Annotated in this window: 28 protein-coding genes; 11 read left to right on the forward strand and 17 right to left on the reverse strand. The window is 73.4% G+C overall.

The window, feature by feature from the left end:
* Positions 1-21: 21 nt before the first annotated feature.
* Together OP86_RS22585 and OP86_RS22590 are read right to left on the reverse strand one after the other, a co-directional pair.
* Complete coding sequence (locus OP86_RS22585) at positions 22-561, reverse strand: NADPH-dependent FMN reductase (protein ID WP_030058662.1); 540 nt, start codon at positions 559-561, stop codon at positions 22-24.
* Positions 562-653: 92 nt separating this feature from the next.
* Positions 654-1088, reverse strand: a complete 435-nt coding sequence (locus tag OP86_RS22590) for an Lrp/AsnC family transcriptional regulator (protein WP_030058663.1) — start codon at positions 1086-1088, stop codon at positions 654-656.
* Between the two features lie 216 nt (positions 1089-1304).
* Between OP86_RS22590 and OP86_RS22595 the strand changes: the two genes are divergently transcribed.
* The 3 genes from OP86_RS22595 (at position 1305) to OP86_RS22605 (ending at position 4098) form a co-directional block, all read left to right on the forward strand.
* Entirely contained in the window at positions 1305-2135 is an 831-nt protein-coding gene (locus OP86_RS22595) for a tryptophan 2,3-dioxygenase (protein WP_030058664.1), read from the forward strand.
* 29 nt (positions 2136-2164) lie between these two features.
* Positions 2165-3391 (forward strand): kynureninase, encoded by a 1227-nt coding sequence (gene kynU / locus OP86_RS22600; protein ID WP_030258396.1) that lies wholly within the window; start codon positions 2165-2167, stop codon positions 3389-3391.
* 209 nt (positions 3392-3600) lie between these two features.
* Complete coding sequence (locus tag OP86_RS22605) at positions 3601-4098, forward strand: F0F1 ATP synthase subunit B family protein (protein WP_234434983.1); 498 nt, start codon at positions 3601-3603, stop codon at positions 4096-4098.
* 5 nt (positions 4099-4103) lie between these two features.
* On the opposite strand, the gene OP86_RS22610 is transcribed toward OP86_RS22605, so the two are convergent.
* Positions 4104-5048 (reverse strand): hypothetical protein, encoded by a 945-nt coding sequence (locus OP86_RS22610; RefSeq protein WP_030058668.1) that lies wholly within the window; start codon positions 5046-5048, stop codon positions 4104-4106.
* A 76-nt stretch (positions 5049-5124) separates the two neighbouring features.
* Here OP86_RS22610 and OP86_RS22615 point away from each other — a divergent pair, with 76 nt between their 5' ends.
* Positions 5125-5754, forward strand: a complete 630-nt coding sequence (locus tag OP86_RS22615; RefSeq protein ID WP_030258390.1) for a TetR family transcriptional regulator — start codon at positions 5125-5127, stop codon at positions 5752-5754.
* Between the two features lie 121 nt (positions 5755-5875).
* Here the strand turns inward: OP86_RS22615 and OP86_RS37230 are convergent, their stop codons facing one another.
* The gene (locus OP86_RS37230; protein WP_167344226.1) at positions 5876-6226 is read right to left on the reverse strand and encodes a hypothetical protein; all 351 of its coding nucleotides are present in this window, start codon (positions 6224-6226) and stop codon (positions 5876-5878) included.
* Positions 6227-6466: 240 nt separating this feature from the next.
* Here OP86_RS37230 and OP86_RS22625 point away from each other — a divergent pair, with 240 nt between their 5' ends.
* From OP86_RS22625 to OP86_RS22635, 3 genes are all read left to right on the forward strand, one after another.
* The gene (locus OP86_RS22625; RefSeq protein ID WP_030058671.1) at positions 6467-7174 is read left to right on the forward strand and encodes a 4'-phosphopantetheinyl transferase family protein; all 708 of its coding nucleotides are present in this window, start codon (positions 6467-6469) and stop codon (positions 7172-7174) included.
* A 188-nt stretch (positions 7175-7362) separates the two neighbouring features.
* A complete protein-coding gene (locus OP86_RS22630) occupies positions 7363-7845 on the forward strand; it encodes a membrane protein (protein WP_030058673.1) in 483 nt (160 codons plus the stop codon).
* 91 nt (positions 7846-7936) lie between these two features.
* Complete coding sequence (locus tag OP86_RS22635; RefSeq protein WP_030258386.1) at positions 7937-8761, forward strand: helix-turn-helix domain-containing protein; 825 nt, start codon at positions 7937-7939, stop codon at positions 8759-8761.
* On the opposite strand, the gene OP86_RS22640 is transcribed toward OP86_RS22635, so the two are convergent.
* A complete protein-coding gene (locus tag OP86_RS22640; RefSeq protein WP_234434982.1) occupies positions 8758-9219 on the reverse strand; it encodes a hypothetical protein in 462 nt (153 codons plus the stop codon). The two genes, OP86_RS22635 and OP86_RS22640, sit on opposite strands and share 4 nt — an antisense overlap.
* A 153-nt stretch (positions 9220-9372) precedes the next feature.
* Positions 9373-10365 (reverse strand): Lrp/AsnC family transcriptional regulator, encoded by a 993-nt coding sequence (locus OP86_RS22645; protein WP_030058676.1) that lies wholly within the window; start codon positions 10363-10365, stop codon positions 9373-9375.
* 115 nt (positions 10366-10480) lie between these two features.
* On the opposite strand from OP86_RS22645, the gene OP86_RS22650 reads away from it, so the two are divergent.
* The gene (locus tag OP86_RS22650; RefSeq protein WP_078588945.1) at positions 10481-11368 is read left to right on the forward strand and encodes an inositol monophosphatase family protein; all 888 of its coding nucleotides are present in this window, start codon (positions 10481-10483) and stop codon (positions 11366-11368) included.
* A 32-nt stretch (positions 11369-11400) separates the two neighbouring features.
* Here OP86_RS22650 and OP86_RS22655 read toward each other — a convergent pair whose 3' ends face one another.
* From OP86_RS22655 to OP86_RS22680, 6 genes are all read right to left on the reverse strand, one after another.
* The gene (locus OP86_RS22655) at positions 11401-12321 is read right to left on the reverse strand and encodes an amidohydrolase family protein (protein WP_051830428.1); all 921 of its coding nucleotides are present in this window, start codon (positions 12319-12321) and stop codon (positions 11401-11403) included.
* The gene (locus tag OP86_RS22660; protein WP_030058683.1) at positions 12318-13952 is read right to left on the reverse strand and encodes an acyl-CoA dehydrogenase family protein; all 1635 of its coding nucleotides are present in this window, start codon (positions 13950-13952) and stop codon (positions 12318-12320) included. The genes OP86_RS22655 and OP86_RS22660 overlap by 4 nt, the downstream gene beginning before the upstream one ends.
* Positions 13936-14598, reverse strand: coding sequence for a TetR/AcrR family transcriptional regulator (locus tag OP86_RS22665; protein ID WP_030258376.1), 663 nt, complete (start codon positions 14596-14598; stop codon positions 13936-13938). The genes OP86_RS22660 and OP86_RS22665 overlap by 17 nt, the downstream gene beginning before the upstream one ends.
* A gap of 133 nt (positions 14599-14731) precedes the next feature.
* On the reverse strand, positions 14732-16225 hold the full coding sequence (locus tag OP86_RS22670) for a S28 family serine protease (protein WP_051830429.1): 1494 nt from the start codon (positions 16223-16225) through the stop codon (positions 14732-14734).
* A gap of 243 nt (positions 16226-16468) precedes the next feature.
* On the reverse strand, positions 16469-17296 hold the full coding sequence (locus OP86_RS22675) for a trypsin-like peptidase domain-containing protein (protein WP_030058687.1): 828 nt from the start codon (positions 17294-17296) through the stop codon (positions 16469-16471).
* Between the two features lie 168 nt (positions 17297-17464).
* Positions 17465-18094: a TetR family transcriptional regulator gene (locus OP86_RS22680; RefSeq protein WP_030058688.1), complete on the reverse strand. Its 630-nt coding sequence runs from the start codon at positions 18092-18094 to the stop codon at positions 17465-17467.
* Positions 18095-18280: 186 nt separating this feature from the next.
* On the opposite strand from OP86_RS22680, the gene OP86_RS36830 reads away from it, so the two are divergent.
* The 3 genes from OP86_RS36830 (at position 18281) to OP86_RS22690 (ending at position 19786) form a co-directional block, all read left to right on the forward strand.
* Complete coding sequence (locus OP86_RS36830; RefSeq protein WP_157849816.1) at positions 18281-18436, forward strand: hypothetical protein; 156 nt, start codon at positions 18281-18283, stop codon at positions 18434-18436.
* Positions 18437-18498: 62 nt separating this feature from the next.
* Entirely contained in the window at positions 18499-18786 is a 288-nt protein-coding gene (locus OP86_RS22685) for a hypothetical protein (protein ID WP_030058689.1), read from the forward strand.
* A 115-nt stretch (positions 18787-18901) separates the two neighbouring features.
* A complete protein-coding gene (locus tag OP86_RS22690; protein WP_051830430.1) occupies positions 18902-19786 on the forward strand; it encodes a metallophosphoesterase family protein in 885 nt (294 codons plus the stop codon).
* 18 nt (positions 19787-19804) lie between these two features.
* On the opposite strand, the gene OP86_RS22695 is transcribed toward OP86_RS22690, so the two are convergent.
* The 5 genes from OP86_RS22695 to OP86_RS22715 form a co-directional block, all read right to left on the reverse strand.
* Positions 19805-20095, reverse strand: coding sequence for an SHOCT domain-containing protein (locus OP86_RS22695; RefSeq protein WP_030058691.1), 291 nt, complete (start codon positions 20093-20095; stop codon positions 19805-19807).
* 232 nt (positions 20096-20327) lie between these two features.
* Positions 20328-21008, reverse strand: a complete 681-nt coding sequence (locus OP86_RS22700; RefSeq protein WP_030258369.1) for a response regulator — start codon at positions 21006-21008, stop codon at positions 20328-20330.
* On the reverse strand, positions 21005-22249 hold the full coding sequence (locus OP86_RS22705) for a sensor histidine kinase (protein ID WP_234434981.1): 1245 nt from the start codon (positions 22247-22249) through the stop codon (positions 21005-21007). The genes OP86_RS22700 and OP86_RS22705 overlap by 4 nt, the downstream gene beginning before the upstream one ends.
* A 173-nt stretch (positions 22250-22422) precedes the next feature.
* Positions 22423-24960: an ATP-dependent Clp protease ATP-binding subunit gene (locus OP86_RS22710; RefSeq protein WP_418952620.1), complete on the reverse strand. Its 2538-nt coding sequence runs from the start codon at positions 24958-24960 to the stop codon at positions 22423-22425.
* Between the two features lie 133 nt (positions 24961-25093).
* Positions 25094-25798 carry a VIT1/CCC1 transporter family protein gene (locus OP86_RS22715; protein ID WP_030058696.1) on the reverse strand — a complete coding sequence of 235 codons (705 nt, stop codon included), beginning with the start codon at positions 25796-25798 and terminating at the stop codon, positions 25094-25096.
* Positions 25799-25853: the final 55 nt, after the last annotated feature.

The raw sequence follows: 25853 nt of genomic DNA on the forward strand, positions 1-25853 counted from the left end.
GCCCGGCCGGCAGCGCGGCGGTCAGGCGGCGGCCAGCTCGGCCAGCACCGCGCCGATCCGCTCGCGCACCAGCGGGTCGGCGACCAGCCCGTCCGGGCCGACCGCCCCGCGCTCCAGCGGGATCCGCAGGCAGGCCGCGTCCACCACGGCCGCGCCGGTGTAGCCGAGGACGGTGCGCAGGGTCGCCTCGGCGCCGCCGCCGCGGCCCGGCCCGGCGGCGTTGATCCAGGCGGTGGGCTTGTCCGAGATCTCGACCCCGCCGACCGTCCAGTCCAGCAGGTTCTTGAACGAGCCCGGCAGCGTCCCGGCGTACTCGGGGGTGCAGACCAGCAGCGCGTCGGCCGCCTCGATCGCGGCCCGCAGCGCGACCACCGGCTCCGGCAGCGGGTCGGTGTCGAGGTCCGGGTTGAAGTGCGGCAGCCCGCCCAGCCCGGTGTAGTACGTGGTCCGCAGGCCCGGGGTGGCGGCGGCCACGACGGCCGCGGTGCGCAGCACCGTCTCATTGGTGGAGCCGACCCGCAGGCTCCCCGGCAGCAGCAGGATGTGGCGCTCGTTCGACATGCCGAGGAACCTACTCCTTGACGTCCACGTCAAGGCGAGCGGCGGCCACGGCACTCACGGCCACCCAGACTCGCGGCCACCCCTACTCGCGGTCAGCGCGGCGCGAGCGGGCGCCACGGCACCGGACTGGAGAGGATCATCGAGCTGGCGGGCTGGCCGTAGCCACCGAGCCGGTCGCACAGCGCCTCGAACTCGGCCATCGTCGCGACCGCGACCAGCAGCACGCAGCAGGCGCCGCCGGTGACCCGGTGCAGCTGGAGCACCTCCGGCCAGGTCGGCACCTCGGGGTCGCGCAGCACGCAGCGCGGGCCGTAGCACTGGATCTGCACCAGCGCGGTGATCGGCAGCCCGGCCCGGGTGGGGTCCACGTGGGCGTGGTAGCCGCTGATCACGCCCTCGGCCTCCAGCCGGCGGACCCGTTCGGCCACCGCGGGTGCGGACAGGCTCACCCGGCGGGAGAGTTCGTTGTACGAGAGCCGGGCGTCGGCCTGCAGCTCGGCCAGCAGGCGGCGGTCGACGGCGTCCATGGCGACTCCCCGGGTGGTCGGGATCAAGGGTTTTCCATTCGTAAAGCGGATCGGCCGAACGCCTCGCGAACGACAGCTCCAAGGGCGGTTGCGGTGCCCGTCGACCATTCAAGCCGGGGCCTCCACCGCCGCACAATGGGCACCCCGGTGGAATCAGGCACTCCGTCTGGTTCGCCGGAGCGGGCGAGGGAGCCCGGACGGATCAGGAGGCATCGGATGGGGCACGACACGGTGGAGACACCCAACCTGTCGTTCGGTCGGGGTGGGGTGCCGGGTCGGAGCACCCCGTACGCCCAGTACGTGCGCCTGGAGGAGCTGCACGACCTGCAGCACCCGCGCGGCAAGGAGCCCGCCGAGCTGTCGTTCATCATCACCACCCAGGTGATGGAGCTGCTCTTCGACCTGCTGCGGCACGAGTGGACGATCGCCCGGCGGGCGCTGCGCGAGGACGACCTGCCGGCCGCGCTGGCCGCGCTGCGCCGGGGCACCCACGCCCAGGACGTCCTGGTCGACTCCTGGGACCTGCTGGCCACCATGACGCCGCAGGAGTTCAACTCCTTCCGCTCGCTGTTCGGCGAGGCCTCCGGCTTCCAGTCCGCGGCCTTCCTGCACCTGGAGTTCCTGCTCGGCAACAAGAACGCCGCACTGCTGGCGATGTACGACGGGATGCCGCGGACGCGGGACGAACTGGCCGAGGCGCTGCGCTCCCCCGGGCTGTACGACGAGGCTCTGGCACTGCTGGCGCGACGCGGCCTGGCGCTGCGCCCGGAGCCCTCCGAGCAGCGCTACCGCCCGACCGACGAGGTCGCGGCGGCGTGGCGGCGGGTATACACCGAGCCGGAGTTCGCCGCGCTGCAGCCGCTCGGCGAGGCCCTGCTGGACGTCGCCGAGCGGGTCACCCGCTGGCGGCAGCGACACCTGTCCGCGGTCAAGCGGACCATGGGCGGCAAGCCCGGCTCGGGCGGCTCCAGCGGGCTGACCTGGCTGCGCAAGTCGGCCGAGCAGGACGTGTTCCCGGAGCTGTGGACGATCCGGGACGAGCTGTGAGCGAGGGGAGCGAAGGAATGGGAACGGGCATGACCACGCGCGAGGAGTGCGCGGCGCTGGACGCCGTCGACCCGCTGGCGGCGTTCCGCAAGGAGTTCGCCCTGCCGGACGGGGTGATCTACCTGGACGGGAACTCGCTGGGCGCGCTGCCGGTGCGCACGCCCGAGCGGGTGCGCCAGGTGGTCGAGGAGGAGTGGGGCCGGGAGCTGATCCGCAGCTGGAACGACGCCGGCTGGTTCGAGCAGCCGTACCGGCTGGGGCGGCGGATCGCGCCGCTGATCGGCGCCGATCCGGCGGAGGTCGTCGTCTGCGACACCACCTCGGTGAACCTGTTCAAGGTGCTGTCGGCGGCGCTGCGGCTGCGCCCGGGGCGGCGCACGCTGCTCGGTGACGCCGAGGCCTTCCCGACCGACCTGTACATCGCCGAGGGCGTGGCCGGCCTGGTCGAGGGGGCGCGCAGCGTGCTGGTCCGGCCGGAGGAGCTGGACCGGCACCTGGACGGCGACGTCGCCGCGGTCGTCCTCTCGCACGTGGACTACCGCACCGGCGAGCTGCTGGACATGCCCGGGATCACCGCCCGGGTGCAGGCCGCCGGCGCGCTGATGATCTGGGACGTGTGCCACGCGGTGGGCGCGCTGCCGGTCGAACTCGGCGCCGCGAACGCGGACTTCGCGATCGGCTGCACCTACAAGTACCTCAACGGCGGCCCCGGCTCGCCGGCCTTCCTGTACGTCGCCGAGCGGCACCTGGCAGCTGGTCCGCTGCAGCCGCTGAGCGGCTGGTTCGGCCACGCCCGCCCGTTCGCCTTCGAGCCCGGGTACGACCCGAAGCCGGGCATCGGCCGCTTCCTGACCAGCTCGCCCTCGCTGCTCGGCCAGGCGGCCCTGGACACCTCGCTGGACGTCTGGGAGCGGGCCGACCTCGCCGCGGTGCGGACGAAGAGCCTGGCGCTGACCGACCTGTTCATCGCACTGACCGAGGGCCTGGACGGCATCGAGGTGGTGACCCCGCGCGAGCACGCCCGGCGCGGCAGCCAGGTCGCGCTGCGGCACGCGGACGGCTACCCGGTGGTGCAGGCGCTGATCGAGCGCGGGGTGATCGGGGACTTCCGCGCGCCGGACCTGATGCGCTTCGGTTTCACGCCGCTCTACCTCTCGTACACCGAGGTCTGGGACGCCGCCCGGCAGCTGGCCGAGGTGCTGGAGAGCGGCGAGTGGCGCGCGGAGCGCTTCTCCCGGCGGGGCGCGGTGACGTAACCGGGCACCGGGGCAGGCGGCCCCGGCGCCCGCGAGGGCCCGCTCGACGCGATCACGGCCGGACGCCGGGAACGCACCGAGCGGGCCCTCGCGCTGCGCCTGCCCGCACACCTGACGTGACACAGGTCATGGTCGAGTGAACGTTCGACCGCCATCACGCGGGGGAACCTTCACTCTTGACTGCCCATCATGTCAAGGGGAGGTTGCGCGTGAACATCGAACTCGGCCCGCTCAAGCCCGATCCCTCCATGCTGGTTCTCGGCCTGGCGCTGTTCTTCCTGATGATGTGGATACTCGGCGTCGGCCTGCTCCCGCGCATCGAGCGGGTGCGCGCCGAACGCTGGGACGCGACCGAGGGTCGCACCGAACGCGCGGAGGCGGTCCGCTCCGAGGCCGAGGCCGTCCGGGACGCCGCACTGCAGGAGATCGGCGCGGCCCGGCACGAGGCGGCCCGGATCCGCGAGGAGTACGCCGAGCGGGGCGCGGCGGCGATCGCGGCGGCCCGCGCGGAGGGCCTGCACGCCCGGGACGCGCTGCTCGCCACCGGCCGCGCGCGGATCGCCGCCGACCGGGCCGTGGCCGCCGACCGGCTCCGGCAGGACGTCGGCGAGCTGGCCGTCGCACTGGCCGGCCGCGTGGTCGGCGAGCCGGTGGACGCCGTCGCCGCCCGGCGCCGCACGGTGGACCGCTTCTTCGACGCCAACTAGCCGTCCTAGCAGGTCAGTTCGGCCACCAGCTTCCGGTAGGTGGCGAAGGCCGGCTTGCGCGAGTAGTCGTCGCGCAGCAGGCCGAAGTGGGGGAACAGCCCCGAGCCCGCGCTGTCGGTGTCCCGCAGGGCGAAGAACGCGTAACCGGTGACGGCGAGTTCGGCGGACAGCCCGGCGACCGTCCGGACCACCTCCTCGACCACCTCGGCCTGCCGCGCCTCGCTCCGCCCGGGGCCGGTGGGCCAGCCGGTCTCGCAGATCCGCAGCGGGACGGCGGCCCCGATCCCGGCCCTGGGCAGCGAGTCCCGCCGGAATCCGGTCAGCACCGCCCGTACCGCGTCGGCGAGTCGGCCCGGCGGGACGGGCCGGAAGACGTCCGGGAAGAAGTCCAGGCCGACGTAGTCCAGAGCACGGTGGAAGCGCTCGTCGGCGAGCTCTCCGAGCTCGGGCCAGAAGGTGTCCGCGGGGTCGAAGGACGGCACCGCGTTGAAGCCGACGGCCAGATCGCCGTAACCGCAGGCCAGCGCCTCCTCCTTGGCCGCGACCACGCCCTCGACCACCGCCCGGCGGACGTTCGGGATGCTGCCGTCCACGGGCGGCAGGTCGAGGTTGGGCTCCTCGCAGATCTGGAGCAGGGCGATGCGGTGGCCCTCGGTCCGGACCGTCCGTCGGACGAAGTCCAGCCAGCCCGCCAACTCCCCGCTGCGCTCCCGGTACTGGAGCACCAGGTCGAGCCTGCGGCCGTCGACGGCGTACTGCTCGGGCCGTTCGGGGGCACGCCCGGGGTCCGCGTACGAGCGGTAGGCGCGGACCAGGAACTCGGGTGCGTCGCCCTGGAGTTCGCGCAGGGCGGCGGTGATCGACGCCGGGTCGTCGGGGCTGACGGGCGCGAGCAGGCCGGTCTCGTCGCCGAGCAGTCCGCCGGGGTAGATGCCGAAGGTGAAGGTCATGCCGCCACCGTAGCCGATATTTTTGGTGTCACTGCAAGTTTGGTGCGACATCATGATTCCCCCTTAGGATCCCGCCATGGGACTTCGCGAACTCAAGAAGCAGCAGACCCGGCAGCTCCTGGCCGACACCGCCATGGGCCTGTTCGCGGAGCGCGGGTTCGACCAGGTCACGGTGGTCGACGTGGCCCGGGCCGCCGGGGTCTCGCCGAACACGGTCTTCAACTACTTCCCGACCAAGGAAGACCTGTTCTTCGACCGGCAGGACGCCGTGGTCGCCCACCTCGCCGAGGTCGTCCGACACCGCCCCGCCGGCAGCTCCGCCGTGGACGCCGTCCGAGCCGACCTGCTCGCGGCGGTCGCGGACGGGGAGCCGACGGTCGGGCTGAACCCCCGGATGGCGGCGTTCTGGCGGATCGTCGCGGACAGCCCCGCACTGCGGGCCCGGCTGCTGGAACTCGGCGAACGGTCCGAAGCGGCGCTGGCCGCCGTCCTGGCCGAGGAGTCGGAGACCGCCCCGGGCGACCCGCTCCCCCAGGTGCTGGCCGGGGCCGTCGCGGGGGCCCACCGGGCGGTCCTCGGCGAGATCCGGCGGGCCATGGTGGCCGGGGAGCCGGCCGAGGCGGTGCGGACGCGGGTCGAGGAGGCGGTGGAACGGGCCTTCGGCCTGCTCGCCTCGGGGCTCGCGGACTACCCGGCGGCCCGGTAGGGCCGACCCGGCACGGCACGGCACGGCACGGCACCCGGGAACGACGCAGGCCGCCCGGTCGGGTCGACGCGGGCGGCCTGGGCCGATGGTCAGCTGTGACGGCCGCGACGGCGGACGACCATCACGGCCAAGCCGCCGAGACCGAGCAGGCCGGCGCCCGCCAGGCCGAACACCAGCGGGGCGTTGCCCGCACCGGCGGAGGGCAACTCACCGCCGCCACCGGGGTGGTGGCTGGTGGAGTCATGCCCGGTCGGGCCCGCCGCTGGGCGAGGTGAGGATCCCGGCCGGTGAAGTCGCCGTTGTTCGCCGACGGCCAGGTGGCGGGGCAGTCGGGTCCGGTGCAGGCGCCCAGCGGCGGGGCCAGCGGGGCGGCCGAACCGACCGTCAGCACGGCGGCCAACGGCAGCGCGGCGACGGTGGTCGCCACCGCGGCCCGGACGACCCGGCGGCCGCGAGTGGCGGCTGTCCTCACGGCGGTCGTTCTGCGATCCGGCGAACCGGTCGCCTGGCCCATCGACAATTCCTCCGCGCATGGAAAAGGGCAGGCCCGGATGACGTGCCATGTTCTGTGATATTTGCTGACCATCCCACAAGTCCAGGACATCCAACCCTGAAACGGACTATTCGCATCCCAGGGACCCTCAGATCGGATCCGGAGTTCCCACGAACGGTGCAATCGCTCCCCCGGCCGGCTGGGGGCTAGGTTGGAGGCATGACCACCGAGGCCCAGGACCGGAGCACGCCGCTCGTCGCCGTGGCGTCCGCCGACGCCGTGCTGCGGCACCCCGAGGCGGACGAGCACCTGCTGACCGCGCTCGAACGGGAGCGCGCCGCACGCTTCCGGCACGAGTCCGGGCGGATCGACTTCACCGCCGGGCACCTGTTGGTACGGCTCTGCGCCGCCCGGCTGCTCGGCGTCCCGGCCGACGGTCTGGTGCTCGCCCAGCAGTGCCCGGACTGCGGGCTGGCCGACCACGGCAAGCCGTACCTGCCGGACCACCCGGAGGTGCACGTGAGCCTGTCGCACACCCGGGGCGTGGTCGCCGCGGGCGCCGGGTACCAGCCGATCGGCGTGGACGTCGAGCTGTCCGCCCGGGGCGGCTCGCTGCGCGCGGTCGCCCGCCGGGTGCTCACCCCGGCCGAGCTGGCCGCGGTCGAGGCCGACCCCGAGCCGGACCGGGCGTTCCTGCGGCAGTGGGTGCGCAAGGAGTCGCTGATCAAGATCGGCCGGGCCACCCTGGACACCCTCGGCCGGATCGACCTCTCCGCCCTGCCGCTGGCCGTCCCGCCCGGGCCCCCGCTGCGCAGCCGGCACGAGGACCTGCACCTGGTCGACTGGACCGACCCCGAGCACGGCGCCGCAGTCGCGGCCGTCAGCACCGCCCCGCCGCGGATCGTGGAGCTGACGGCCGCGGGCTGAACCGGGCCCGCGCGCCGAGCGGGGCCCGGAGCCCGAGCGCGGCCCGGGGGCCTGAGCGAGGCCCTGGGGCCTGAGCGGGACCCGCGCGCCGGGCGTGTGGATAAGCGGTGTTAGCGTGCCTGGTCGTGGGCACGCCGACCGTGCGCCCGCCGACCCCAACTGCCCACCGGATCAAAGGGTGCCCCGCCATGGCCAAGTTCCTGCTGAGCCTGCACGTCCTCGTGTCGGTCCTGTTCATAGGCCCGGTCGCGGTGGCCGTCAGCATGTTCCCGCGCCGGGCGAAGGCCGCGCTGGCCGGCGGGCCGGACCAGGCCTCCGACGCGGGCGTGCTGCGCGTCCTGCACCGGATCACCCAGGTCTACGCGCTGCTGGGGGTCGCCGTGCCGGTGCTGGGCATCGGCCTGGCCCAGGTGATGGACGTGATCGGTCAGTCCTGGCTGATCGTCTCGATGGTGCTGACCGCGATCGCCGCGCTCTCGCTGCTGCTCTTCGTCCTGCCCGGCCAGCAGGCCGCCGTGGACGCGCTCGACCTCGACCCGGCGGACGAGCGGCGCACCAAGGCCGTCGGCGGCCTGCGCCTGCTGCCGATGACGGCCGGGGTGTTCAACCTGCTGTGGGCCGTGGTCGTGGTGCTGATGGTCGTCCGGCCGGGTTCCAGCACCGGCGTCTGATCCGCCCCCGGCATCCCCCCGATCGCCCGGTATCCCCCGGTCCCCACGCCCCCTCCCGCCGACCGGGCTCGTTCGAGTACCGTCCTGGGCCATGACGATCATGGCGGGCATGGGCAGCCCGACGGGAACCGGCGTCGGACCACTGCTGCGCGGTTGGCGGGAACGACGACAGCTCAGCCAACTGCAACTGGCCCTGCGAGCGGACTCCTCGGCCCGCCACCTCAGCTTCGTCGAGAACGGCCGCTCCCGCCCGAGCCGGGAACTGGTGCTGCGGCTGGCCGAGCAACTGGACGTCCCGGTGCGCGAGCGCAACACGCTGCTGCTCGCCGCCGGCTACGCCCCGCACTACCCCGAGACCCCGTTGGACGACCCCTCGATGGACGCGCTGCGCGGCGGCATGGAGCGGCTGCTCGCCGCCCACGACCCGTACCCGGCGGTCGTCGTCGACGGGAGCTTCCGGGTGCTGGCGGCCAACCGCTCGCTCGGCCTGCTCCTGGACGGCGTCGCCCCGCACCTGCTGCAGCCGCCGCTCAACGCGATCCGGGTCACCCTCCACCCGGACGGGCTGGCGCCACGCATCGTCAACCTGCGGCAGTGGCGCCGACACCTGCTGGAACGGATGGAGCAGCAGCTGGAGCTGGTCCGCTCCGAGCCGCTGCGGCGGCTGTACGAGGAGGTCCGCGGCTACCCCGAGCCGGCCGACGACCCGGCGGACGGCCCGGGCGAGGAGGGTTTCCCGTTCGCGCTGCCGATGCGGATCCGGCACGAGGGGCGGATCCTCTCCTTCCTCTCCACCATCGCGACCTTCAACACGCCGCTGGACGTGACCGTCTCCGAGCTGGCCATGGAGACCTTCCTCCCGGCCGACCCGGAGACGGTGCGGTTCCTGCAGTCCGCGGTGGGGCCGGAACGCTAGGGCGTGTCGGGGCCGACCCGGTCACTCCGCTCGCCCCGCTCGCTCCGGCGCAGGGCGGTGAACTGCAGGACGGCGAACAGGGCCACCGCCGCAGCCTGCAGCGGGATCCAGACGAACCCGGCGGTGGTCGGCCGCAGCCACAGCTCCATCGCGGTCAGGCTGAGCACCACCCACCCGAGGTTGACGTCGATCACGGCCCGCACCCCGAGCCGCGACGGCTGCCGCCGGGCGGCCAGCGCGCCGACCGCGAGGGCGTAGCCGGTGAGGAGGAGCCCGAGGTCGAGCAGGGTGCCCCGGCCGATGCCGAGCAGGTCGCCGAGCGGGCCGGCGAAGGCCAGGTAGGCCAGGCCGTTGCCGCCGGTGACCAGGGCGTCCAGGGTGAGCGCGCCGCGCACCGTCCACGGCGAGAGGGCCGAGCCCGGCCGGGCGGGGGTCAGGGTGTTCGCGTGGGCGGACATGGCGGATCGCCTCCTGTTCGGGGGTGGGGCCCCGGGGCCGTGGCGGCCGCACCGGGTGCCTCCACCCTGCCCGGCGGGGCGGCGGGCGTCGATTACCCCGCAGGTAACGGCGCACCGCCTACGGTCTCGGGTCTCCGATCTCCGGTCCGCGGTCTACGGCCTCCGCGGCGGCTGCCGGAGCAGGACGCCCGCCCGCTTCACCGCGCGGGCGGTGATCGTGGTCTCGACGCGGGCGGCCCCGAGCGGGCCGAGGGTGTCGGTGAGGAAGCGGTACAGCTCGCCGTGGTCCGCGCAGAACAGGGTGGCCAGCAGGTTGGTCGGGCCGCTGGTGGCGAACACGCCGTGCACCTGCGGGTGGCGGGCCAGCGCCGCGCCGACCTCGGCGAGGCGGCCGGGCGGCACGTCCAGCCAGAGGTTGGCGTCCACGGCCATGCCGAGCAGCCCGGGGTCGACGGTGACGTGGGTGCGCAGCAGCCCGAGCCCGTCCAACCGCTGCAGCCGGCGCCGTACGGTCGACTCGGGCGCGCCGACGGCCGCGGCCAGGACGGCGTGGGACTGCCGGGCGTCCTCGCCCAGCCGGTCCAGCAGCGCGCGGTCGAGGGTGTCCAGTACCGGGGGCACGGCGGGGCGCGGGACGGCGGGCCGGGCGAGCGCGGCGGCCTCCTCCTCGGTCAGCCGGCCGGCCCGCCACTGCCCGGCGTCGGCGAAGGCGTGCAGCACGGCGTGGGTGGTGGTCTCGGTGACGGCGCCTGTCGCGGGCAACTGCCCGTACAGCAGCCGGTCGCGGGCCCCGGCGTCGGTCAGCATCACGGCGCCGACCTCGTGACCACCGAGCATCACGTCGACGAAGGGGACGTCGGGGCGCTCGGCCAGCGCCTGCGCGATGGCGTCGACCCGGCCGCTCAGCACCCGGACCCGCAGCAGCAGCGCGCCCACCGCGGCGTCCTCGACGTCGGGCATCCGCACCACCCGCAGCACGCCGGCCTGCCGCATCCGGGCCAGCCGGCGGGTGACGGTGCGGGCGGAGACGCCCAGCACCTCGGCGATCCGACCGGGCTCGGCCCGTCCGTCCACCTGGAGGGCGCAGACCAGACGGCGGTCGAGGGCGTCCAGCACGCTGTCCGGATCGGTCGTGGCGAGGTCCATGCTGTCCGATCTCCGTCGTTTCCGGCTGCTGGAGCGTCCTGTTCGGCCGCACTGACGGTACACCTTGTCCTGCGGGGCCGGAGCGGACCGGCCCTCCGGAGCGAGGAGGGTCGCCATGACGAACAAGACGAACGAGACGAACGAGACGAACGAGACGAACGAGCTGAGCAAGACGAACGAGCCGAGCGAGAAGGGCGAGACGGCCGAGCTGTGGGCGCTGGCGGAGGGTGTGGAGGCCGCGGTGCGCGCGGTCGGCGCGGAGCTGGCGGCGCGCCGGTCCACCGAGCCCACCACGGCGCGGACCCTCGCGGAGGCGGGGGTGCGCTTCGCGGAGCTGGACGGCCCGGCCGCCGCCGAACTGCGGGAGCGGCTGACCGCGCTGCGCCCGCAGGCCGGCTGGGTGCCGGAGGAGTTCGACGGTGCGGTGCCCGCCGAGGGCGAGTGGTGGCTGTGCGACGCGACCGACGGCGCGGTGCAGTACCTGCTCGGCCAACCGCACTGGGCGGTCACCGCCACGCTGGTGCGGGACGGCGCCGCGGTGCTCGCCGTGGTGCACGCCCCGGAGCTGGACGGCGGGCGGACCTACCGGGCGGTGCTGGGCGGCGGGGCCGAACTGGACGGGCGGGCCGTCGCACCGCTGGCGCGCGACCTGGCGATCACCGTCGCCGCCACCAGCCAGCCGCCGGGCGTGGCCGGGGACCCGGTGGCGCTGCGCCGGGCCGGCGAGTCGCTGTCCGCCATGGCGGGCGCGGTCCTGGCGGTGCGCAACCTCGGCCCGACGGCGCTTCAGGTCGCGCAGGTCGGCTCCGGGCACCTGGCGCTGTTCTGGGAGTACGGCCCGGACGCGGGCAACCTGCTGCCCGGCGCGCTGATCGCGAGCGAGGCGGGCGCGGCGGTGACGGACGCCGCCGGGGCGGCCTGGACGGCCGGCTCCGACAGCTTCCTCGCTGCCGCGCCCGGGCTGCACGCCGACGCACTGGGGGTACTGCGGGCGGTGCGGTGATCAGCTGGCGCGGTGATCACGTGGTGCGGTGATCAGCCTGCCGAATCGTGCCCGAAAGCCGGGTCGAGCCCGAAGGCAGGGTCGAGCGCGAAGAGCCCGGCGCCGTTGTCGTGGCAGACCGCCCGCAGCCACTCCTCCCCCAGCCCCAGCCCGGCCAGTACCTCCAGCTGGTGGACGTAGCGGTACGGGATGTTCGGGAAGTCGCTGCCGAGCAGGATGCGGTCCTGCAGCCCGCGCAGTCGCGGCAGTTCCTCGCGCGGGAACGGGTCCTCGCCCTCGACGAAGTCGGTGAACGCCATGGTGGTGTCCAGTCGGACGGACGGGTGGCGCTCGGCGAGGTCGAGGAATTCGCGGTACTCGGACATGCCGAGGTGGGCGACCACCAGGACCAGCCCCGGGTGCCGGTCCAGCACCTCCCCGATCGGGCCGGGGCCGGTGAACTTGCCCGCCACCGGCCCGGATCCGCAGTGGCTGACCACCGGGGTGCCGGTCTCGGCGAGCATCCCCCAGACCTCGTCCAGCTGCGGATCCGTCGGGTCGTAGCCGCCGACCTGCAGGTGCGCCTTGAACACCCGGGCGCCGTCCTCGATCGCCCGGGCGACGTAGCCGGCCGCCCCGGGTTCGGGGAAGAAGGTCGCGGTGTGCAGGCAGTCCGGGGTGCGGGCGGCGAAGTCGACGGCCCAGGCGTTCAGCCAGGCGGCCATGCCCGGCTTGTGCGGGTAGAGCATGGACGTGAACGCCCGGACGCCGAACTCCCGCAGCCGCCGCACGCGTTCGGCCTCGGCCTCGCGGTAGGTGATCGGCCAGGGCCGGTCGATCAGCGGGCCGGCCGCGTCGAAGTACGCCCACACCTTGTCGAGGACGTTCTTCGGCATGAAGTGGGTGTGCACGTCGACCAGTCCGGGCAGGCCCAGGGCCTGCCAGAACGCACGGACCTCCCGGGTTTCGCTCACGCCGGCACCGGCCGGGCGCGGTCGATGATCGCCTCGGTGTCGACCCCGGCCGGCAGGGTGCCGAAGGCCGCGCCGTGGTCGCCGCCCAGCCGGCTCGCGCAGAACGCGTCCGCCACCGCCGGGCTGCCGTACCGGACCAGCAGCGAGCCCTGGAAGGCCAGCGCCATCGACTCGACCAGCCGGCGGGTGCGGAACTCCAGGTCGGTCGGGTCGGTGAGGTCCTTGCGCAGCGCGGCGACGGCCGCGTCCAGCCGGCGGTCCGCGCCCGCGGCGGCGTCGAGTTCGCCGAGGAAGGCCTCGACGCTCTCCGGGCTCTTGGCCATGGCGCGCAGCGCGTCCAGGGCGGCGACGTTGCCGGAACCCTCCCAGATCGACACCAGCGGCGCCTCGCGGTAGAGCCGGGGCATCCCGGACTCCTCCACGTAGCCGTTGCCGCCCAGGCACTCCAGCGCCTCGGCGGAGTGCGCCGGCCCCCGCTTGCACACCCAGTACTTGGCCACCGCCAGGCCCAGCCGCCGGACCAGCGCCTCGGTTCCGTCCCCGGCCAGGGCGAGGTCGGTGGAGTGGGCGAGCCGCATCGCGACGATGGTGGCCGCCTCGGACTCCACCACCAGGTCGGCGAGCACGTTGCGCATCAGCGGCTGGTCGACCAGCGCCTTGCCGAACGCCCGCCGGTGCAGGGCGTGGTGGACGGCCCGGGTGGCGCCGTACCGCATGCCGGAGGCGGCGCCGGTGGTGCAGTCCAGGCGGGTCATGTTGACCATCTCGATGATGGTCGGCACCCCGCGGCCCTCCTCGCCGACCAGCCAGCCGACCGCGTCGTCGTACTCCAGCTCGGCGGAGGCGTTGGACCTGTTGCCGAGCTTGTCCTTGAGCCGCATCAGCTGGAGGCGGTTGCGGCTGCCGTCCGGGAGGACCCGCGGCAGCACGAAGCAGCTGAGGCCACCGGGCGCCTGGGCGAGCGTCAGGAACAGGTCGGACATCGGCGCCGAGGTGAACCACTTGTGGCCGGTGATCCGGTAGGTGCCGTCCGGCTGCGGGACCGCGGTGGTGGTGTTGGTACGGACGTCCGAGCCGCCCTGCTTCTCGGTCATCGACATGCCGGCGATCAGCCCGCGCTTGGTGCGCGGCTCGCGCAGCCCGTAGTCGTACTCCCGCGCGACCAGCAGCGGCTCCAACTCGCTTGCCAGGGCGGGGTTCGCGCGCAGCGCCGGGACGGCGGCGTAGGTCATCGAGATCGGGCAGGTGTGGCCCGCCTCGACCTGGCCCCAGACGAGGAACTTGGCGGCGCGGGCGGAGTGGGCACCGGGCCGCTCGTCGCGCCAGGGCGCGGCGTGCAGGCCGTACGAGACGGCGGTGCGCATCAGTTCGTGCCAGGCCGGGTGGAACTCGACCTCGTCGACGCGGTGCCCGAAACGGTCGTGGGTGCGCAGCACGGGCGGGTTCTCGTTGGCCAGCCGGCCCCAGTCGGCGGCCTGCTCGGAGCCGGCCAGCCGGCCCAGCTCGCGCAGTTCGGGCTCGGCCCAACCGGCGCCGGCCCGGTCCAGGGCGGCGAGCAGGGTGGGGTCGGCGGCGGTGTCGTGCCCGTACGGCAGTGGCACCTGGTTGGTGACCTCATGCGTCGCTGTCATCGCGTCCTCCCAGGGCACGCAGGGTGAAGGAGACCAAGGCGGGGACCACCGTGGTGTTGTCGCTGTGCTGGTTGCCGCTGTACTGGTTGTCGCTGTACTGGTTGCCGCTGTGGGGGGCTGCCGCGAGCGGGCCGGCCAGGGCCTCGCCGACCGCGCCGACCAGCGCCGCGGCGGTCAGCACCGGGTCCTGCTCGGGCAGTTCGCCGCTCGCCACGGCGGCGGCGATCTCGGTGGCTATCACATCCCGGAACGCCCGCCGGAACACCAGGCGCTCGCCGTCCACCACCGCGTCGGCCGGCTCGACCAGCAGCGCGTACGCCAACCGGCGTGCGCGCAGGGCGCGGGCGGCGAAGGTCTCGACCACGGCGGCGATCCGCTGCTGCGGGGTGTCCCGCTGGGCGAGCGCCTCGTTCACCGCCTCGATCTCGCGGGTGACCACCCGGCGGAACAACTGCACCGACAGCTCGGCCTTGTTGGCGAAGTGCTGGTAGACGCTGCCGGTGGCGATCCCGGCGCGGTCCGCCACCGCGGCCATCGTGCAGCCGCCGTAGCCCCGTTCGGCGAGCAGCATGACCGCCGACTGCAGTACCGCCTCGCGCTGGGCGTCCAGGCGGGCTTGTACGGCGGGCGTGCGTCGGTAGGCCATGGAAGCATTGAAGCACTGATTCAGTGCTTCGGGGAGGGGTCCGACGCCCCTCCGACAACCGCCGACGACGACAGGAGGCCGCCCCGGGCAGCGGGGCGGCCTCCTGTCCTGGGTGGCCCTGGTCGCTCAGGTGTTACAGCGGGCGGTGCTCCTGCTCCAGCCGCTGGCCCTCGACGTCCAGCGGTCCGAAGTCCGGGATCAGGTGCGGCGACTTGGCGAGCGAGCGGGCGGAGTCCTGGTCGCCCAGACCGGCCCACTCCAGCACCTTGGCGGTGGCCTCCGCGGACTGCGCGGCCGGCAGCTTGCCGATGTTGGAGCCGTGGTTGCCGCCGGGCACGGTGTAGACGTAGCTGTCCTCACTGCCCCGCCCGAGGCGGAACGGCTTGGCACCCCACGGGTCGTTGCCGCCGTAGACGTACATGATCCGCTCGCCCTCGCGCTTCACCCAGCGGTCGATGTCGGACATCGCGTACGGGTTGAAGACGGTCGGGATCTCCTTCGGCACGTAGGTGCGGGCCGAGTAGAGCTCCTTGTAGTCGTAGTGCAGCAGGTCCTTCAGGTACGAGACGTCGAAGAACGGCGCGCCCAGCTCGGTGGCGGCCTGGTAGTAGTACGCGGTGTACTTCGCCAGCGACTGGTCGCTGTTGCCGGTGATGCCCGACTGGGCGTCGAACCAGGCGTACAGCTCGTCGTCGGTCGCGGTGGCGGCCACCGGGACCTTGGCGCAGTCCGCCTCCAGGCTGTACTGCCAGAACGCCCAGACCACGTCCAGCACGCCGGCCTCGTACGCGCGGTCCGGGGTGCCGACGGTGTTGAAGGTCGAACCGGCCGCCTTGTTGTCGGCGACGTAGCGGGCCTCCAGGCGGTCGCGGCGCACCAGCAGCTCGCGCTGGGCGTCGCTCAGCCGGGTCCGGCACTCGGGCGTGCCGACGGTGCTGAAGAAGTGGCTGTAGGCCGCGTAGTCGTTGACATCGGTGTTGTTCGGCGCGACGTAGGCGATCGTGCCGGCCACGTCGTCGGGGTAGAAGCGGCGGTAGAAGGTGGAGGACATGCCGCCCTTGCTGGCGCCGGTGGAGAGCCACTCCTGGTCGTAGATCCGCTTGAGCGCGGTCACCAGCCGGTGCGAGTCGGCGGCTCCCTGACGGATGCCGGCCTTGGACCAGTCCGCCGGCTCGGGGCGGGAGGGGGTGAAGTAGCGGTACTCGATGGAGACCTGGTTGCCGTCCACCAGCCGGGTGGGCTCGGTGCGGGACGGGTTGGTGCCCAGGGTGTAGCCGTTGGTGTAGAAGACGGTCGGGCGGTCGTAGCCGCGGTGCAGCACGCTGAAGCGCTGCTGGAAGGTGCCCAGCCAGGGACGGAGGTGGTCGATCGGCTGGGTGTAGGTGGCGATGAAGTAGCGGTGACCGGTGGTGGTCGGCTTCTCCTCGGTGATGGTGACCCCGGGGATCGCCGCCAGGCGGTCCTTGATGTCGGCGTTCGGGTCGTCGGCGGGGCTCCGGCCGTGGGCGGCCCCGGCCCCCTGGGCACCCTGGGCGTCGGCGGCCAGCGCCGGGGACACCAGGCCGCCGAACGCGAGCAGCGGTATCAGCAGGGCGGAAACCAGCAGCCTTCTCACTGTGGTGGTCATCAACTCTCCATCTGGTCAACGGACATGAATGCCGCCTGTCAGGACGACTCTGCGGTGCGAACGGTGCGACGGCCGCCCGGTGGACGACCGAATGGGCCACCCGCCGTCGGCGGATGGCCCATCGGGGGAGACGTGCTGGTCAATGGGGTTTCCTTGCCCTGCCGGCGGGGTGCGCGGCTAGGAGCAGGGTTCTGGCTGGCCGGGTTCCTGGCTGGCCGGGTTCCTGGCTTACGGGGTGCGCGGCTAGGGGCGGGGCAGGGTGCAGCCGGGGAGGGTGAGGTCGAACCGGTTGCCGGCGGCGAAGCAGGCCGGGATCCCGTACGTCTCCTGGGCGTAGCCGATTCCCTGATGCACCGTCACTGCGCCGCTCTGGTCCACCTCGCAGGGGTTGTCCAGGGTGCAGCGCTCGCCGCTCTCGTTGATCGTGTTGTTGACGGCGACCACCTGGCCGGACGAGGCGTCGACCACCGGAGAGCCGGAGGTGCCGCCGATCACGTCGCAGCCGGAGGTGTAGCGGACCGAGTCCTTGAAGGTCCAGTCGCCCTCTTTCAGCCGGTAGGCGAAGCCGTCGATCGAGCAGGAGTAGATCTTCTTCCAGTAGCCGGAGACGACCTTGATCGAGGTGCCCTGGACGGGGTGGCCGGCGGCGACGGTCAGCGGGGCGATCCCGTACCGCGACTGGATCGAGGAGTAACTGGTGTTCAGCTGGTAGATCGACACGTCGGTGTCGGTCATCGCGCCGTAGACCACCTTGGTCGCGCGCAGGGTGGCGAGCCGGCCACCGGTGGCGCTGAGCAGGGTGAAGGTCCGACTGGAGGGCTGGTTGAGGACCACCTCGCCGGGGCCGGGCATGCCGGACTCCAGGCAGTGGCCGTTGGAGAGCACGAGCGCCGGGTCGCTCGCGGCCGAGCCGGGCATCCGCACCAGCGAGCCGGAGCAGTTGCTGAGCCCGACCGTCCCGGCGAAGGTGACGGTGGCCGTGGGGGCGGCCTGGACGGGGGAGGCTCCGGCAAGGGCGGTGGCGCCTGCGATCAGGGCCGTGGCGAGCACGCCGATGAGCGGCTTCTTCATGAGAGACCTCTCGGTGTGGGGGTCCACCAAAACTGTCGCGGACATGACCCACTGTCAAGAGTCAAAGCAAGACCAAGAAACCATCCCGATCGGCATGGCCGATCACCATGGCCGGCCACCCTGGCCGACCACCAGCCGCCACTCACCGCCCCGCCGGGTGGGCCCGGGTCAACTCCCTTGCCAGTGGCGCCGACCCAGGCTGATCAGGCGCAGCTGAAAGCGCGCGGCGTCGGCGATCCCGCGCTCCCGGGCCGGGCCGGACTCCTGCGCCTCCAGGAAGGCGGAGGCCGTCGACACCATGCGATCCACGTACAGCTCGGCGAGCATCCGCAGGTCCCGCTCGCTCCACCCCCGCGACACCGGCTGCAGCGCCAGCGCGGCCCCCACCTCGGTGGCGAAGCGGCCGAGTTCGGCATCGATCGCCTCACGCACCTGCCGGACCCCGCCGTGCCGCTCCCGCGACAGGAACCGCACGTGCGAGCGGTGTTCGCGGACGTGCTGTTCGATCACGTCCACCGCGCGGTCGATCACCTCCTCGGCGCCGCCGGCCTCGGCGAGCACCGAGCGGATCATGACGTGCAGGCTGGCCAGCGACTCCTCGACCAGTGCGACGCCGAGGGCGGCGAGGTCCGGGAAGTGCCGGTAGAACGCGGCCGGGGAGAGCCCGGCCTCCCGGGTGACCTCGCGGACGCCCAGGCTGGCCAGGTTCTGATCGGCCAGCAGGTGCAACCCCGCGTCCAGCAAGGCCCGCCGACTCTGCTGCTTCTGGGCCTGTCTGGCCCCAACGGTGTGACTCACGCCATTCAGTAAACAGTCGTTTGCCGAACTTGGCCAGCCGGGCGTACAGTGGGACCGAAGTCGGTAAACACTTGTCAACCGAAACCGGCGCAGCCGCTGCCCCCGCCGCAGCCACTGCCTCGGTTTCAGCCCCGACTCCAGCGTCAGCCCCAACTCCAGCTCCAGCCTCAGCCGAAGGAGTCAGCCGTGATCCTGCTCTCCGCCCTGATCGCCATGGGCGTCCTGATCGGCACCGCCGCCCACACCTCCCTCCCGGTCTTCCTCGCCGCCTCCGCCGCCATCACCGCCTGGCTGCTCGCCTTCGGCGCCCGCGAGGGCATCTCCCGCCTGCGCCACCGCTGACCCGGACGCTCCCCCGGACCACGCCCGCGTCCACTCCACGACACGAGAGGACCCACACCGCCATGAGCACCGTCACCACCCGCCAGACCACCGTCCGGAACACCTCCCGGAACACCACCGAAGCCGACGGCCTGGCCATCGCCTCCTTCCTCCTCGGCCTCCCGGGCCTGCTGCTCTTCAACATCGTCCTGGGCCCGATCGCCATCACCCTGGCCACCCTGGCCCTGGTCCGCGGCACCGGCCGACGCGGCCGCGCCGTCCTCGGCCTGGTGCTCGGCATCGCCTCGCTGGCGATCCTCGCCGTCACCACCGCCACCTCTCACGGCGTGCTCATGGACTTCGGCTCCTGAGCCGTCCTCAACTCCCGCCCGGGGCCTGGAACAACTGATCCCGGCAACCCGCCCCGCTCCCTCGACCCGCCACGTAGGGTGGGGCCCATCGGCCGGATGACCTCAGGGGGCAGGAGTGACTACGGAGAACCGCAGCGACGCACAGTCGGCACGGCTCGCCCCGACGGGCGGACGGCTGCTCGCGGTGAGCGACCTGCACATCTCCTACCAGGAGAACCGCGACCTGGTGGAGAAGCTGCAGCCCACCCACCCCGACGACTGGCTGCTCGTCGCCGGTGACGTCGCCGAACACACCACCAGCATCGAGTGGGCCCTCCGCCTGCTCGCGGATCGCTTCGACCGCGTGGTGTGGGTGCCCGGCAACCACGAGCTGTGGACCCACCCCGAGGACCCGGTCCAGCTGCGCGGTGTGGCCCGCTACGAGCACCTGGTGGAGCGCTGTCGCGCCCTCGGCGTGCTGACCCCCGAGGACCCGTACCCGATCTGGGAGGGCCCCGACGGACCGGTCCGTATCGCTCCGCTCTTCCTCCTGTACGACTACTCCTTCCGTGCGCCGGGCACGACCACCAAGGAGGAGTCCCTGGCGGCCGCCTACGAGAGCGGCGTCGTCTGCGCGGACGAGCGGATGCTCCACCCGGACCCGTTCCCGGACCGCGACTCCTGGTGCCGCGAGCGCGTCCGACTGACCGAGGAGCGGCTGGCGGCCTGCGACCCGGACGTCCCGCTCGTCCTGGTCAACCACTACCCGCTGGTCCGCAACCCCACCGAGATCCTCTGGTACCCCGAGTTCGCCCAGTGGTGCGGCACCGAGCTGACCGCCGACTGGCACCGCCGTTTCAACACCGCGGCGATGATCTACGGCCACCTGCACATCCCCCGCAGGACCAGCTACGACGGTGTCCCCTTCGAGGAGGTCTCACTGGGCTACCCGCGCGAGTGGCGCAAGCGTGGCCTGCCGGACCCGCTGCTGCGCGAGGTGTTCCCGCAGGCCACGGAGTGACCCTCCGGATCACGGTGGTCACCGTCCACCGCCACCTCCTCGGCTGTCGTCCCGGGATGGCTCACTGAGCACGGCCCGCTTGGCCCGGTACTCCTCGGCGTCGATATCGCCCTCCGCGTAGCGGCGGCCGAGGACGGCCAGCGGGTGCTCCTCGGCCGGGCCGGCTCCGTACCCGAGGCCGCAGCCGCGCCGCCGCCAGAGCGTCCGGCGCAGCACCACGATCACCAGGAAGACCACGGCGATCCAGATCAGGGGGACCAGCAGGATCCAGGGGCCGGGCCCGTGCCAATCGGCCAGCTGCGTGTACATGGTGGTTCAACTCCTCGGTGGTGGGCCTCCAGGACCTCGGGCGGTTCCCGAGATGTCCCGAGCGTCCCGCACCGGAGTCTCATCACGCGTCCTACCAGCAGCGGCAGTTGGGATACTCCCCGGAGAGTACGAACGCCCCGCGACACGCCGCCTCGGAAGTAGCGGCGCCGACGGCCGACGCCGGCACCGGCGGCCGACGCAGCCCCGCCGGGCCGGGCCGCGCCGGGCGGGCTCAGCCCAGCCAACCCGGCCGCACCAGCCCCGACTCGTACGCCAGCACCACCAGCTGCGCCCGGTCCCGCGCGCCGAGCTTCACCATCGCCCGGCTGACGTGCGTCTTCGCCGTCAGCGGGCTGACCACCAGCCGCCGGGCGATCTCCTCGTTGGACAACCCCATCCCGACCAGCGCCAGCACCTCGCGCTCCCGCTCGGTCAGCATCGAGAGGTCCCGGAGCCGCCCCTCCGGCCCCGCCTCGGGCGCCTTCGAGCGGGCCGCGAACTCGCCGATCAGCCGCCTGGTCACCCCCGGCGAGAGCAGCGCGTCCCCCGCCACCGCGACCCGGATCGCCCGCAGCAGGTCGGCCGGTTCGGTGTCCTTGACCAGGAAGCCCGCCGCCCCCGAGCGCAGCGCCTCGAAGACGTACTCGTCCAGCTCGAAGGTGGTCAGCACGACCACCCGTACGGAGGACAGCGCCGGGTCCTCGGCGATCCTCCTGGTCGCCTCCAGACCGTCCATCCGCGGCATCCGGACGTCCATCAGCACCACGTCCGGCACCAGGTCGCGGGCCAGTTGCAGCGCCGCCTCCCCGTCGTCCGCCTCGCCGACCACCGTGAGGTCGTCCTGGAGGTCCAGCAGGGCCCGGAAGCCTGCCCGGACCAGCAGTTGGTCATCCGCCAGCAGTACCCGAATCACTCACTCTCCGCCTTCGGTGTCGGCAGCTCCGCCCGGACCCGGAAGCCGCCGTCGGGCAGCGGCCCCGCCGTGATGGTGCCACCGAACGCGGCCGCGCGTTCGCGCATCCCGACCAGCCCGCTGCCCGACCCGCCGGCGTCGCCGAGCACGGCAGGGCCCGGGTCCTCGACCCGGACGACCAGCACCGCCGGGTCCGTCCAGTCCAGCACCACGACCGCCTGCCGGGCCGCCGAGTGCCGGACCACGTTGGTCAGCGCCTCCTGGACGATCCGGAAGGCGGTGAGGTCGACGGTGGCGGACAGCGCGCGCCGCTCGCCGCGCTCGTGCACCTCCGCCTCCAGGCCCACCCGGTCGGCCTGCTCGGTGAGTTCGTCCAGCCGGTCCAGCCCGGGAGCCGGCCCGCGCGGCGCCGCCCCGGGCCCGCGCAGCGTCGCGAGTACCTGGCGGACCTCGCCGAGCGCCTCCTTGCTGGTCGACTTGATGGTGACCAGCGCGGTGCGGGCCTCCGCCGGCCGCCGGTCCAGCAGGGCGAGCGCGACCCCCGCCTGGATGTTGATCAGCGACAGGCTGTGGGCCAGGATGTCGTGCAACTCCCGGGCCATCCTGAGCCGTTCCTCGTTGGCCCGGCGCTCCTCCAGCTGCTGCCGGTAGGCCCGGTGGGCGGCGATCCGCTCCCGCCGGAACCGCACCAGCTCGGCCCCCGCCACCACCAGCAACAGCCAGGCCAGCAGCCCGAGTTCCGGCAGCCAGGCGGAGCCGGACGGCGGGGCGGCGCGCTGCCAGTCGGCGGGCAGCACGAAGGTGGCCAGCACGTGCACCAGGTAGACCCCGGCCAGCCCGGCCCAGGCCGCCCGTCGGTGCCCGGCGCCGATCGCGGCGCAGCAGGCGATCAGCCAGCTCACGAAGGCCGGCCCGTACGGGTACCCGGCGGCCAGGTACCCGGCGGTGACCAGCGAGGTGCCGGCCACCACCGCGACCGGACGCCGGCGGCGCAGCACCAGCAGGGCCGGCCCGAGCAGCAGCAGGAGGTAGCCGAAGGCGTCCAGCGGGGCCCGGCCGTGCTGGTTGTGCGCGGCGAACGTCGAACCGACCACCTGGACCACCGCGACCACCGCCGCCTGCCCCAGCGGCACGCCCGCCCCGGCCACCCACGCCCACGGCGGGCGCCCCGACGCGGGCGGCCCCGGCACGGCGGGCCCCTCCCGGGACGGCTCCGGCGGCTGCGAGGTGGGCGGCATCATGCCCACAAGCTAGACCCGCGCCCCGCCCTCACGCGTCCTCCACCAGTGGCGTTCGGGCGTACTCCCGCCGGAGTACGCCCGCACCCGAAACCGCCCGAATCCGCGCCCGCCCGCATCCGAGCCGGAGTCCGAAGCCGGAAGCCCGAGCCCCAGCCCGAAGGCCCCCGTCCCGGTCAGCGCTCCGCGCCCGCAGCAGCCCCCGCCTTCTCCTCCGCCTCCTCGAAGGTCGCCGACGCCTCCGGCCGCGCCAGCGTCACCACCAGCTCGCCGTCGCTCACGTCCGCGATCAGCGTGTCCCCCTCCCGCACGGAACCGTCCAGCAGCAGGTTGGAGATCCGGTTGTCCAGCTCCGACTGGATCGTCCGGCGCAGCGGCCGGGCCCCGAACTCCGGCTGGTAGCCGCGGTTGACCAGGAACTCCTTGGCCGCCTCGGTGACGTCCAGCCGGACGTCCTGGGCCCGCAGCCGCCGCCGGCTGCGGTCCAGCAGCAGGTCCACCACCGACAGCAGGTCCTTCCGGGTGAGCGCGTGGAAGACGATCACCTCGTCGATCCGGTTGAGGAACTCCGGCCGGAACTGTTGGCGCAGGTCGCGCATCAGGTCGTCCCGGATCTGGTCGACATTTCCCGAGTGGTCGAGGATCCGCTGCGAGCCGAGGTTGCTGGTCATGATCACCACGGTGTTGCGGAAGTCGACCGTACGCCCCTGGGAGTCGGTCAGCCGCCCGTCGTCCAGCACCTGGAGCAGCAGGTTGAAGACGTCCGGGTGCGCCTTCTCCACCTCGTCGAAGAGCAGCACGCTGTACGGCTTGCGGCGTACCGCCTCGGTCAGCTGCCCCGCCTCGTCGTAGCCGACGTACCCGGGCGGGGAGCCGACCAGCCGGGAGACGGTGTGCTTCTCCTGGAACTCGCTCATGTCGAAGCGGATCGTCCGGTCCGGGTCGCCGAACAGCAGCGCCGCCAGTGCCTTCGCCAGCTCGGTCTTGCCGACGCCGGTCGGCCCGAGGAAGAGGAAGGACCCGGTGGGCCGCTCCGGGTCGCCCATCCCGGCCCGGCCGCGGCGCACCGCCTGGGCGACGGCGGTGACGGCCTCCTCCTGGCCGATCACCTTCTCGTGCAGGTGCTCCTCCAGCTTGAGCAGCCGCTCCTTCTCGGTCGCGTTCAGCTCCGCGACCGGGATGCCGGTCCGGGAGGAGAGCACCTGCGCGATGTCGTCGGCCGTCACGTCGACGACCTCCTCGCGGGACTCGGCGATCGCCGCCAGCTCGTCCTCGGTCCGCCGCAGCTCGGTCTTCAGGTTGGCGGCCCGGACGAACTCCTCGTCCGTGACGGCCTCGTCCAGCTCCCGCTTCAGCTTGGTGATCCGGTCCTGCACCCCGGTCGCCTCGGTGGACCCGCTCAGGCTGCGCAGCCGCACCCGCGCACCGGCCTGGTCCAGCAGGTCGATCGCCTTGTCGGGCAGGAAGCGGTCGCTGACGTAGCGGTCGGAGAGCCGCGCCGCCGCGTCCAACGCCTGGTCGGTGAACCGCACCTGGTGGTGCGCCTCGTACGCGTCGCGCAGCCCCTGCAGGATCTCGATGGTCTCCTCGACGCTCGGCTCGGGCACCAGTACCGGCTGGAAGCGGCGTTCCAGCGCGGCGTCCTTCTCCACGTGCTTGCGGTACTCGTCCAGCGTCGTCGCGCCGACCACGCTCAACTCGCCGCGCGCGAGCGCCGGTTTGAGGATGTTGCCGGCGTCCATCGAGCCCTCGCCGCCACCGCCGGCGCCGACCACGGTGTGCAGCTCGTCCAGGAACAGGATCACGCTCTTCTCGGCCGCCGTGACCTCGTCGATCACGTTCTTCAGCCGCTCCTCGAACTCGCCCCGGTACTTGGAGCCGGCCACCAGCGCGGTCAGGTCGAGGGTGACCACCCGCTTCTCCCTGAGGCTCTGCGGCACGTCCCCGGAGACGATCCGCTGGGCCAGGCCCTCGATGATCGCGGTCTTGCCGACGCCCGGCTCGCCGATCAGCACCGGGTTGTTCTTGGTGCGCCGGGAGAGGATCTCGACGGTCTGCTCGATCTCCTCCGCCCGCCCGACCACCGGGTCCAGCCGGCCCGAGCGCGCCTCCTCGGTGAGGTCGCGGCCGTACTCGTCCAGCGTCGGCGTCTCGCTCGGGTGCGCCCCCGTGCTGCTGCGCTCGCCGCCGGTGCCGCGCCCCTCCAGCACCGACTTCAACGCCTCCTGCGAGGGCGCCGCGTTGCGCAGCGCCGTACCCGCGCCCGAACGCTCCTGGTCCAGCAGGGCACCCAGGATGTGCTCCGGCCCGATGTACGAGGCACCGACCTCCTGCGAGCGGGCGTGCGCGGCGAGCAGCGCGCGCTTGGCGGAGGGGGTGAGGGCCGGCTGTCCGTCGACCGCGTCCGGGTTGCCGGACGGCAGGGCGTGCTCCAGGTCGCCGGACAGCCGGTCCGGGTCGATGCCCGCCCGCTCCAGCATCCGGCGCGAGGGCTCCACCCGGGTGGCCGCCCAGGCCAGGTGCGCGGTGTCCAGGTCCCGGGAGCCGTCCTCCGCCGCACGCCGCGCGGCCAGCGCAAGCAGTTCCTGCGAGGACTCGCTGAGCAGCCGCCCGATCGGCACCCGCTGCACGGCGGGCGGGGAGGCCAGCGGGCTCATCCCGAAGAACCGGCTGAGCAGGTCGGAGAACGGATCGTTCGAGCCGAACGGGGGCATGGTCACGGCAATTCACCTTTCCCAAGCGGTTTGCAGCCACACAAACACAGGCCTCGTGCCCCCGCCTGTCGAGCCGGACGGCTCCGGCACCCGTGCGACCGTCACCCGGTACGACCGTCACTCGGTATGACCGTCATCCCGTGAAGTGGTCCAGCAGCACACCGCCGCTGTACGTCACCGCCATCGCCAGCAGCCCACCCGCCACGTTGCGCCCCACCGCCCGGGCCGGGCCGGCCCCGCCCATCCGGGCACCCGCCCAACCCGACAGGGAGAGCGCGGCCACCACCGCCACCACCGTCACCGACAGCCGCCACGACTCCGGCGGCAGCAGCACCGCCAGCAGCGGCACCAGCGCGCCCAGCGTGAACGCGGCCGCACTCGCCAGCGCCGCCTCCCAGGGGTTGGTCAACGCCTCGGGGTCGATGCCGAGTTCGGTCTGCGCGTGGGCCGCGAGCGCATCCCGCTCGGTCAGCGCCACCGCCACGTCCCGGGCCAGCTCGTCCGCCAGCCCGCTGCCCCGGTAGTAGTCGGTCAGCTCGTCGAGCTCCCCCTCCGGGTCCTCCGCCAGCTCCCGCCGCTCCTTCGCCAACGCGGCCCGCTCGGTGTCCCGTTGGGTGCTGACCGACACGTACTCGCCGGCCGCCATCGACATCGCCCCCGCCGACAGCCCGGCCACCCCCGCCGCGAGCAGCGCCGACCGCGAGCCGGTCGCACCCGCCACCCCGGTCACGATCCCGGCCGTCGACACCACACCGTCATTGGCCCCCAGCACCGCCGCCCGCAGCCGGTTCAGGCGCGAGGACAACGCCGCCCGCGACTCCCCGAGCTGCTCAGCCATCCTCCACCACTCCCAGGCACCCGACCGGTCCCCCCGATCCTCACCCGCCCCCCGC

It is taken from the genome of Streptomyces novaecaesareae, assembly GCF_000716875.1.
Taxonomy (GTDB): domain Bacteria; phylum Actinomycetota; class Actinomycetes; order Streptomycetales; family Streptomycetaceae; genus Kitasatospora; species Kitasatospora novaecaesareae.

What these genes read in the sequence shown, in the direction of transcription:
- OP86_RS22585 (WP_030058662.1), bottom strand. Translation starts at nt 561, where the DNA reads ATGTCGAACGAGCGCCACATCCTGCTGCTGCCGGGGAGCCTGCGGGTC.
- OP86_RS22590 (WP_030058663.1), bottom strand. Translation starts at nt 1,088, where the DNA reads ATGGACGCCGTCGACCGCCGCCTGCTGGCCGAGCTGCAGGCCGACGCC.
- OP86_RS22595 (WP_030058664.1), top strand. Translation starts at nt 1,305, where the DNA reads ATGGGGCACGACACGGTGGAGACACCCAACCTGTCGTTCGGTCGGGGT.
- kynU (WP_030258396.1), top strand. Translation starts at nt 2,165, where the DNA reads ATGACCACGCGCGAGGAGTGCGCGGCGCTGGACGCCGTCGACCCGCTG.
- OP86_RS22610 (WP_030058668.1), bottom strand. Translation starts at nt 5,048, where the DNA reads ATGACCTTCACCTTCGGCATCTACCCCGGCGGACTGCTCGGCGACGAG.
- OP86_RS22615 (WP_030258390.1), top strand. Translation starts at nt 5,125, where the DNA reads ATGGGACTTCGCGAACTCAAGAAGCAGCAGACCCGGCAGCTCCTGGCC.
- OP86_RS22625 (WP_030058671.1), top strand. Translation starts at nt 6,467, where the DNA reads ATGACCACCGAGGCCCAGGACCGGAGCACGCCGCTCGTCGCCGTGGCG.
- OP86_RS22630 (WP_030058673.1), top strand. Translation starts at nt 7,363, where the DNA reads ATGGCCAAGTTCCTGCTGAGCCTGCACGTCCTCGTGTCGGTCCTGTTC.
- OP86_RS22635 (WP_030258386.1), top strand. Translation starts at nt 7,937, where the DNA reads ATGACGATCATGGCGGGCATGGGCAGCCCGACGGGAACCGGCGTCGGA.
- OP86_RS22640 (WP_234434982.1), bottom strand. Translation starts at nt 9,219, where the DNA reads ATGTCCGCCCACGCGAACACCCTGACCCCCGCCCGGCCGGGCTCGGCC.
- OP86_RS22645 (WP_030058676.1), bottom strand. Translation starts at nt 10,365, where the DNA reads ATGGACCTCGCCACGACCGATCCGGACAGCGTGCTGGACGCCCTCGAC.
- OP86_RS22650 (WP_078588945.1), top strand. Translation starts at nt 10,481, where the DNA reads ATGACGAACAAGACGAACGAGACGAACGAGACGAACGAGACGAACGAG.
- OP86_RS22660 (WP_030058683.1), bottom strand. Translation starts at nt 13,952, where the DNA reads ATGACAGCGACGCATGAGGTCACCAACCAGGTGCCACTGCCGTACGGG.
- OP86_RS22665 (WP_030258376.1), bottom strand. Translation starts at nt 14,598, where the DNA reads ATGGCCTACCGACGCACGCCCGCCGTACAAGCCCGCCTGGACGCCCAG.
- OP86_RS22670 (WP_051830429.1), bottom strand. Translation starts at nt 16,225, where the DNA reads ATGACCACCACAGTGAGAAGGCTGCTGGTTTCCGCCCTGCTGATACCG.
- OP86_RS22675 (WP_030058687.1), bottom strand. Translation starts at nt 17,296, where the DNA reads ATGAAGAAGCCGCTCATCGGCGTGCTCGCCACGGCCCTGATCGCAGGC.
- OP86_RS22685 (WP_030058689.1), top strand. Translation starts at nt 18,499, where the DNA reads ATGAGCACCGTCACCACCCGCCAGACCACCGTCCGGAACACCTCCCGG.
- OP86_RS22695 (WP_030058691.1), bottom strand. Translation starts at nt 20,095, where the DNA reads ATGTACACGCAGCTGGCCGATTGGCACGGGCCCGGCCCCTGGATCCTG.
- OP86_RS22705 (WP_234434981.1), bottom strand. Translation starts at nt 22,249, where the DNA reads ATGATGCCGCCCACCTCGCAGCCGCCGGAGCCGTCCCGGGAGGGGCCC.
- OP86_RS22710 (WP_418952620.1), bottom strand. Translation starts at nt 24,960, where the DNA reads ATGCCCCCGTTCGGCTCGAACGATCCGTTCTCCGACCTGCTCAGCCGG.
- OP86_RS22715 (WP_030058696.1), bottom strand. Translation starts at nt 25,798, where the DNA reads ATGGCTGAGCAGCTCGGGGAGTCGCGGGCGGCGTTGTCCTCGCGCCTG.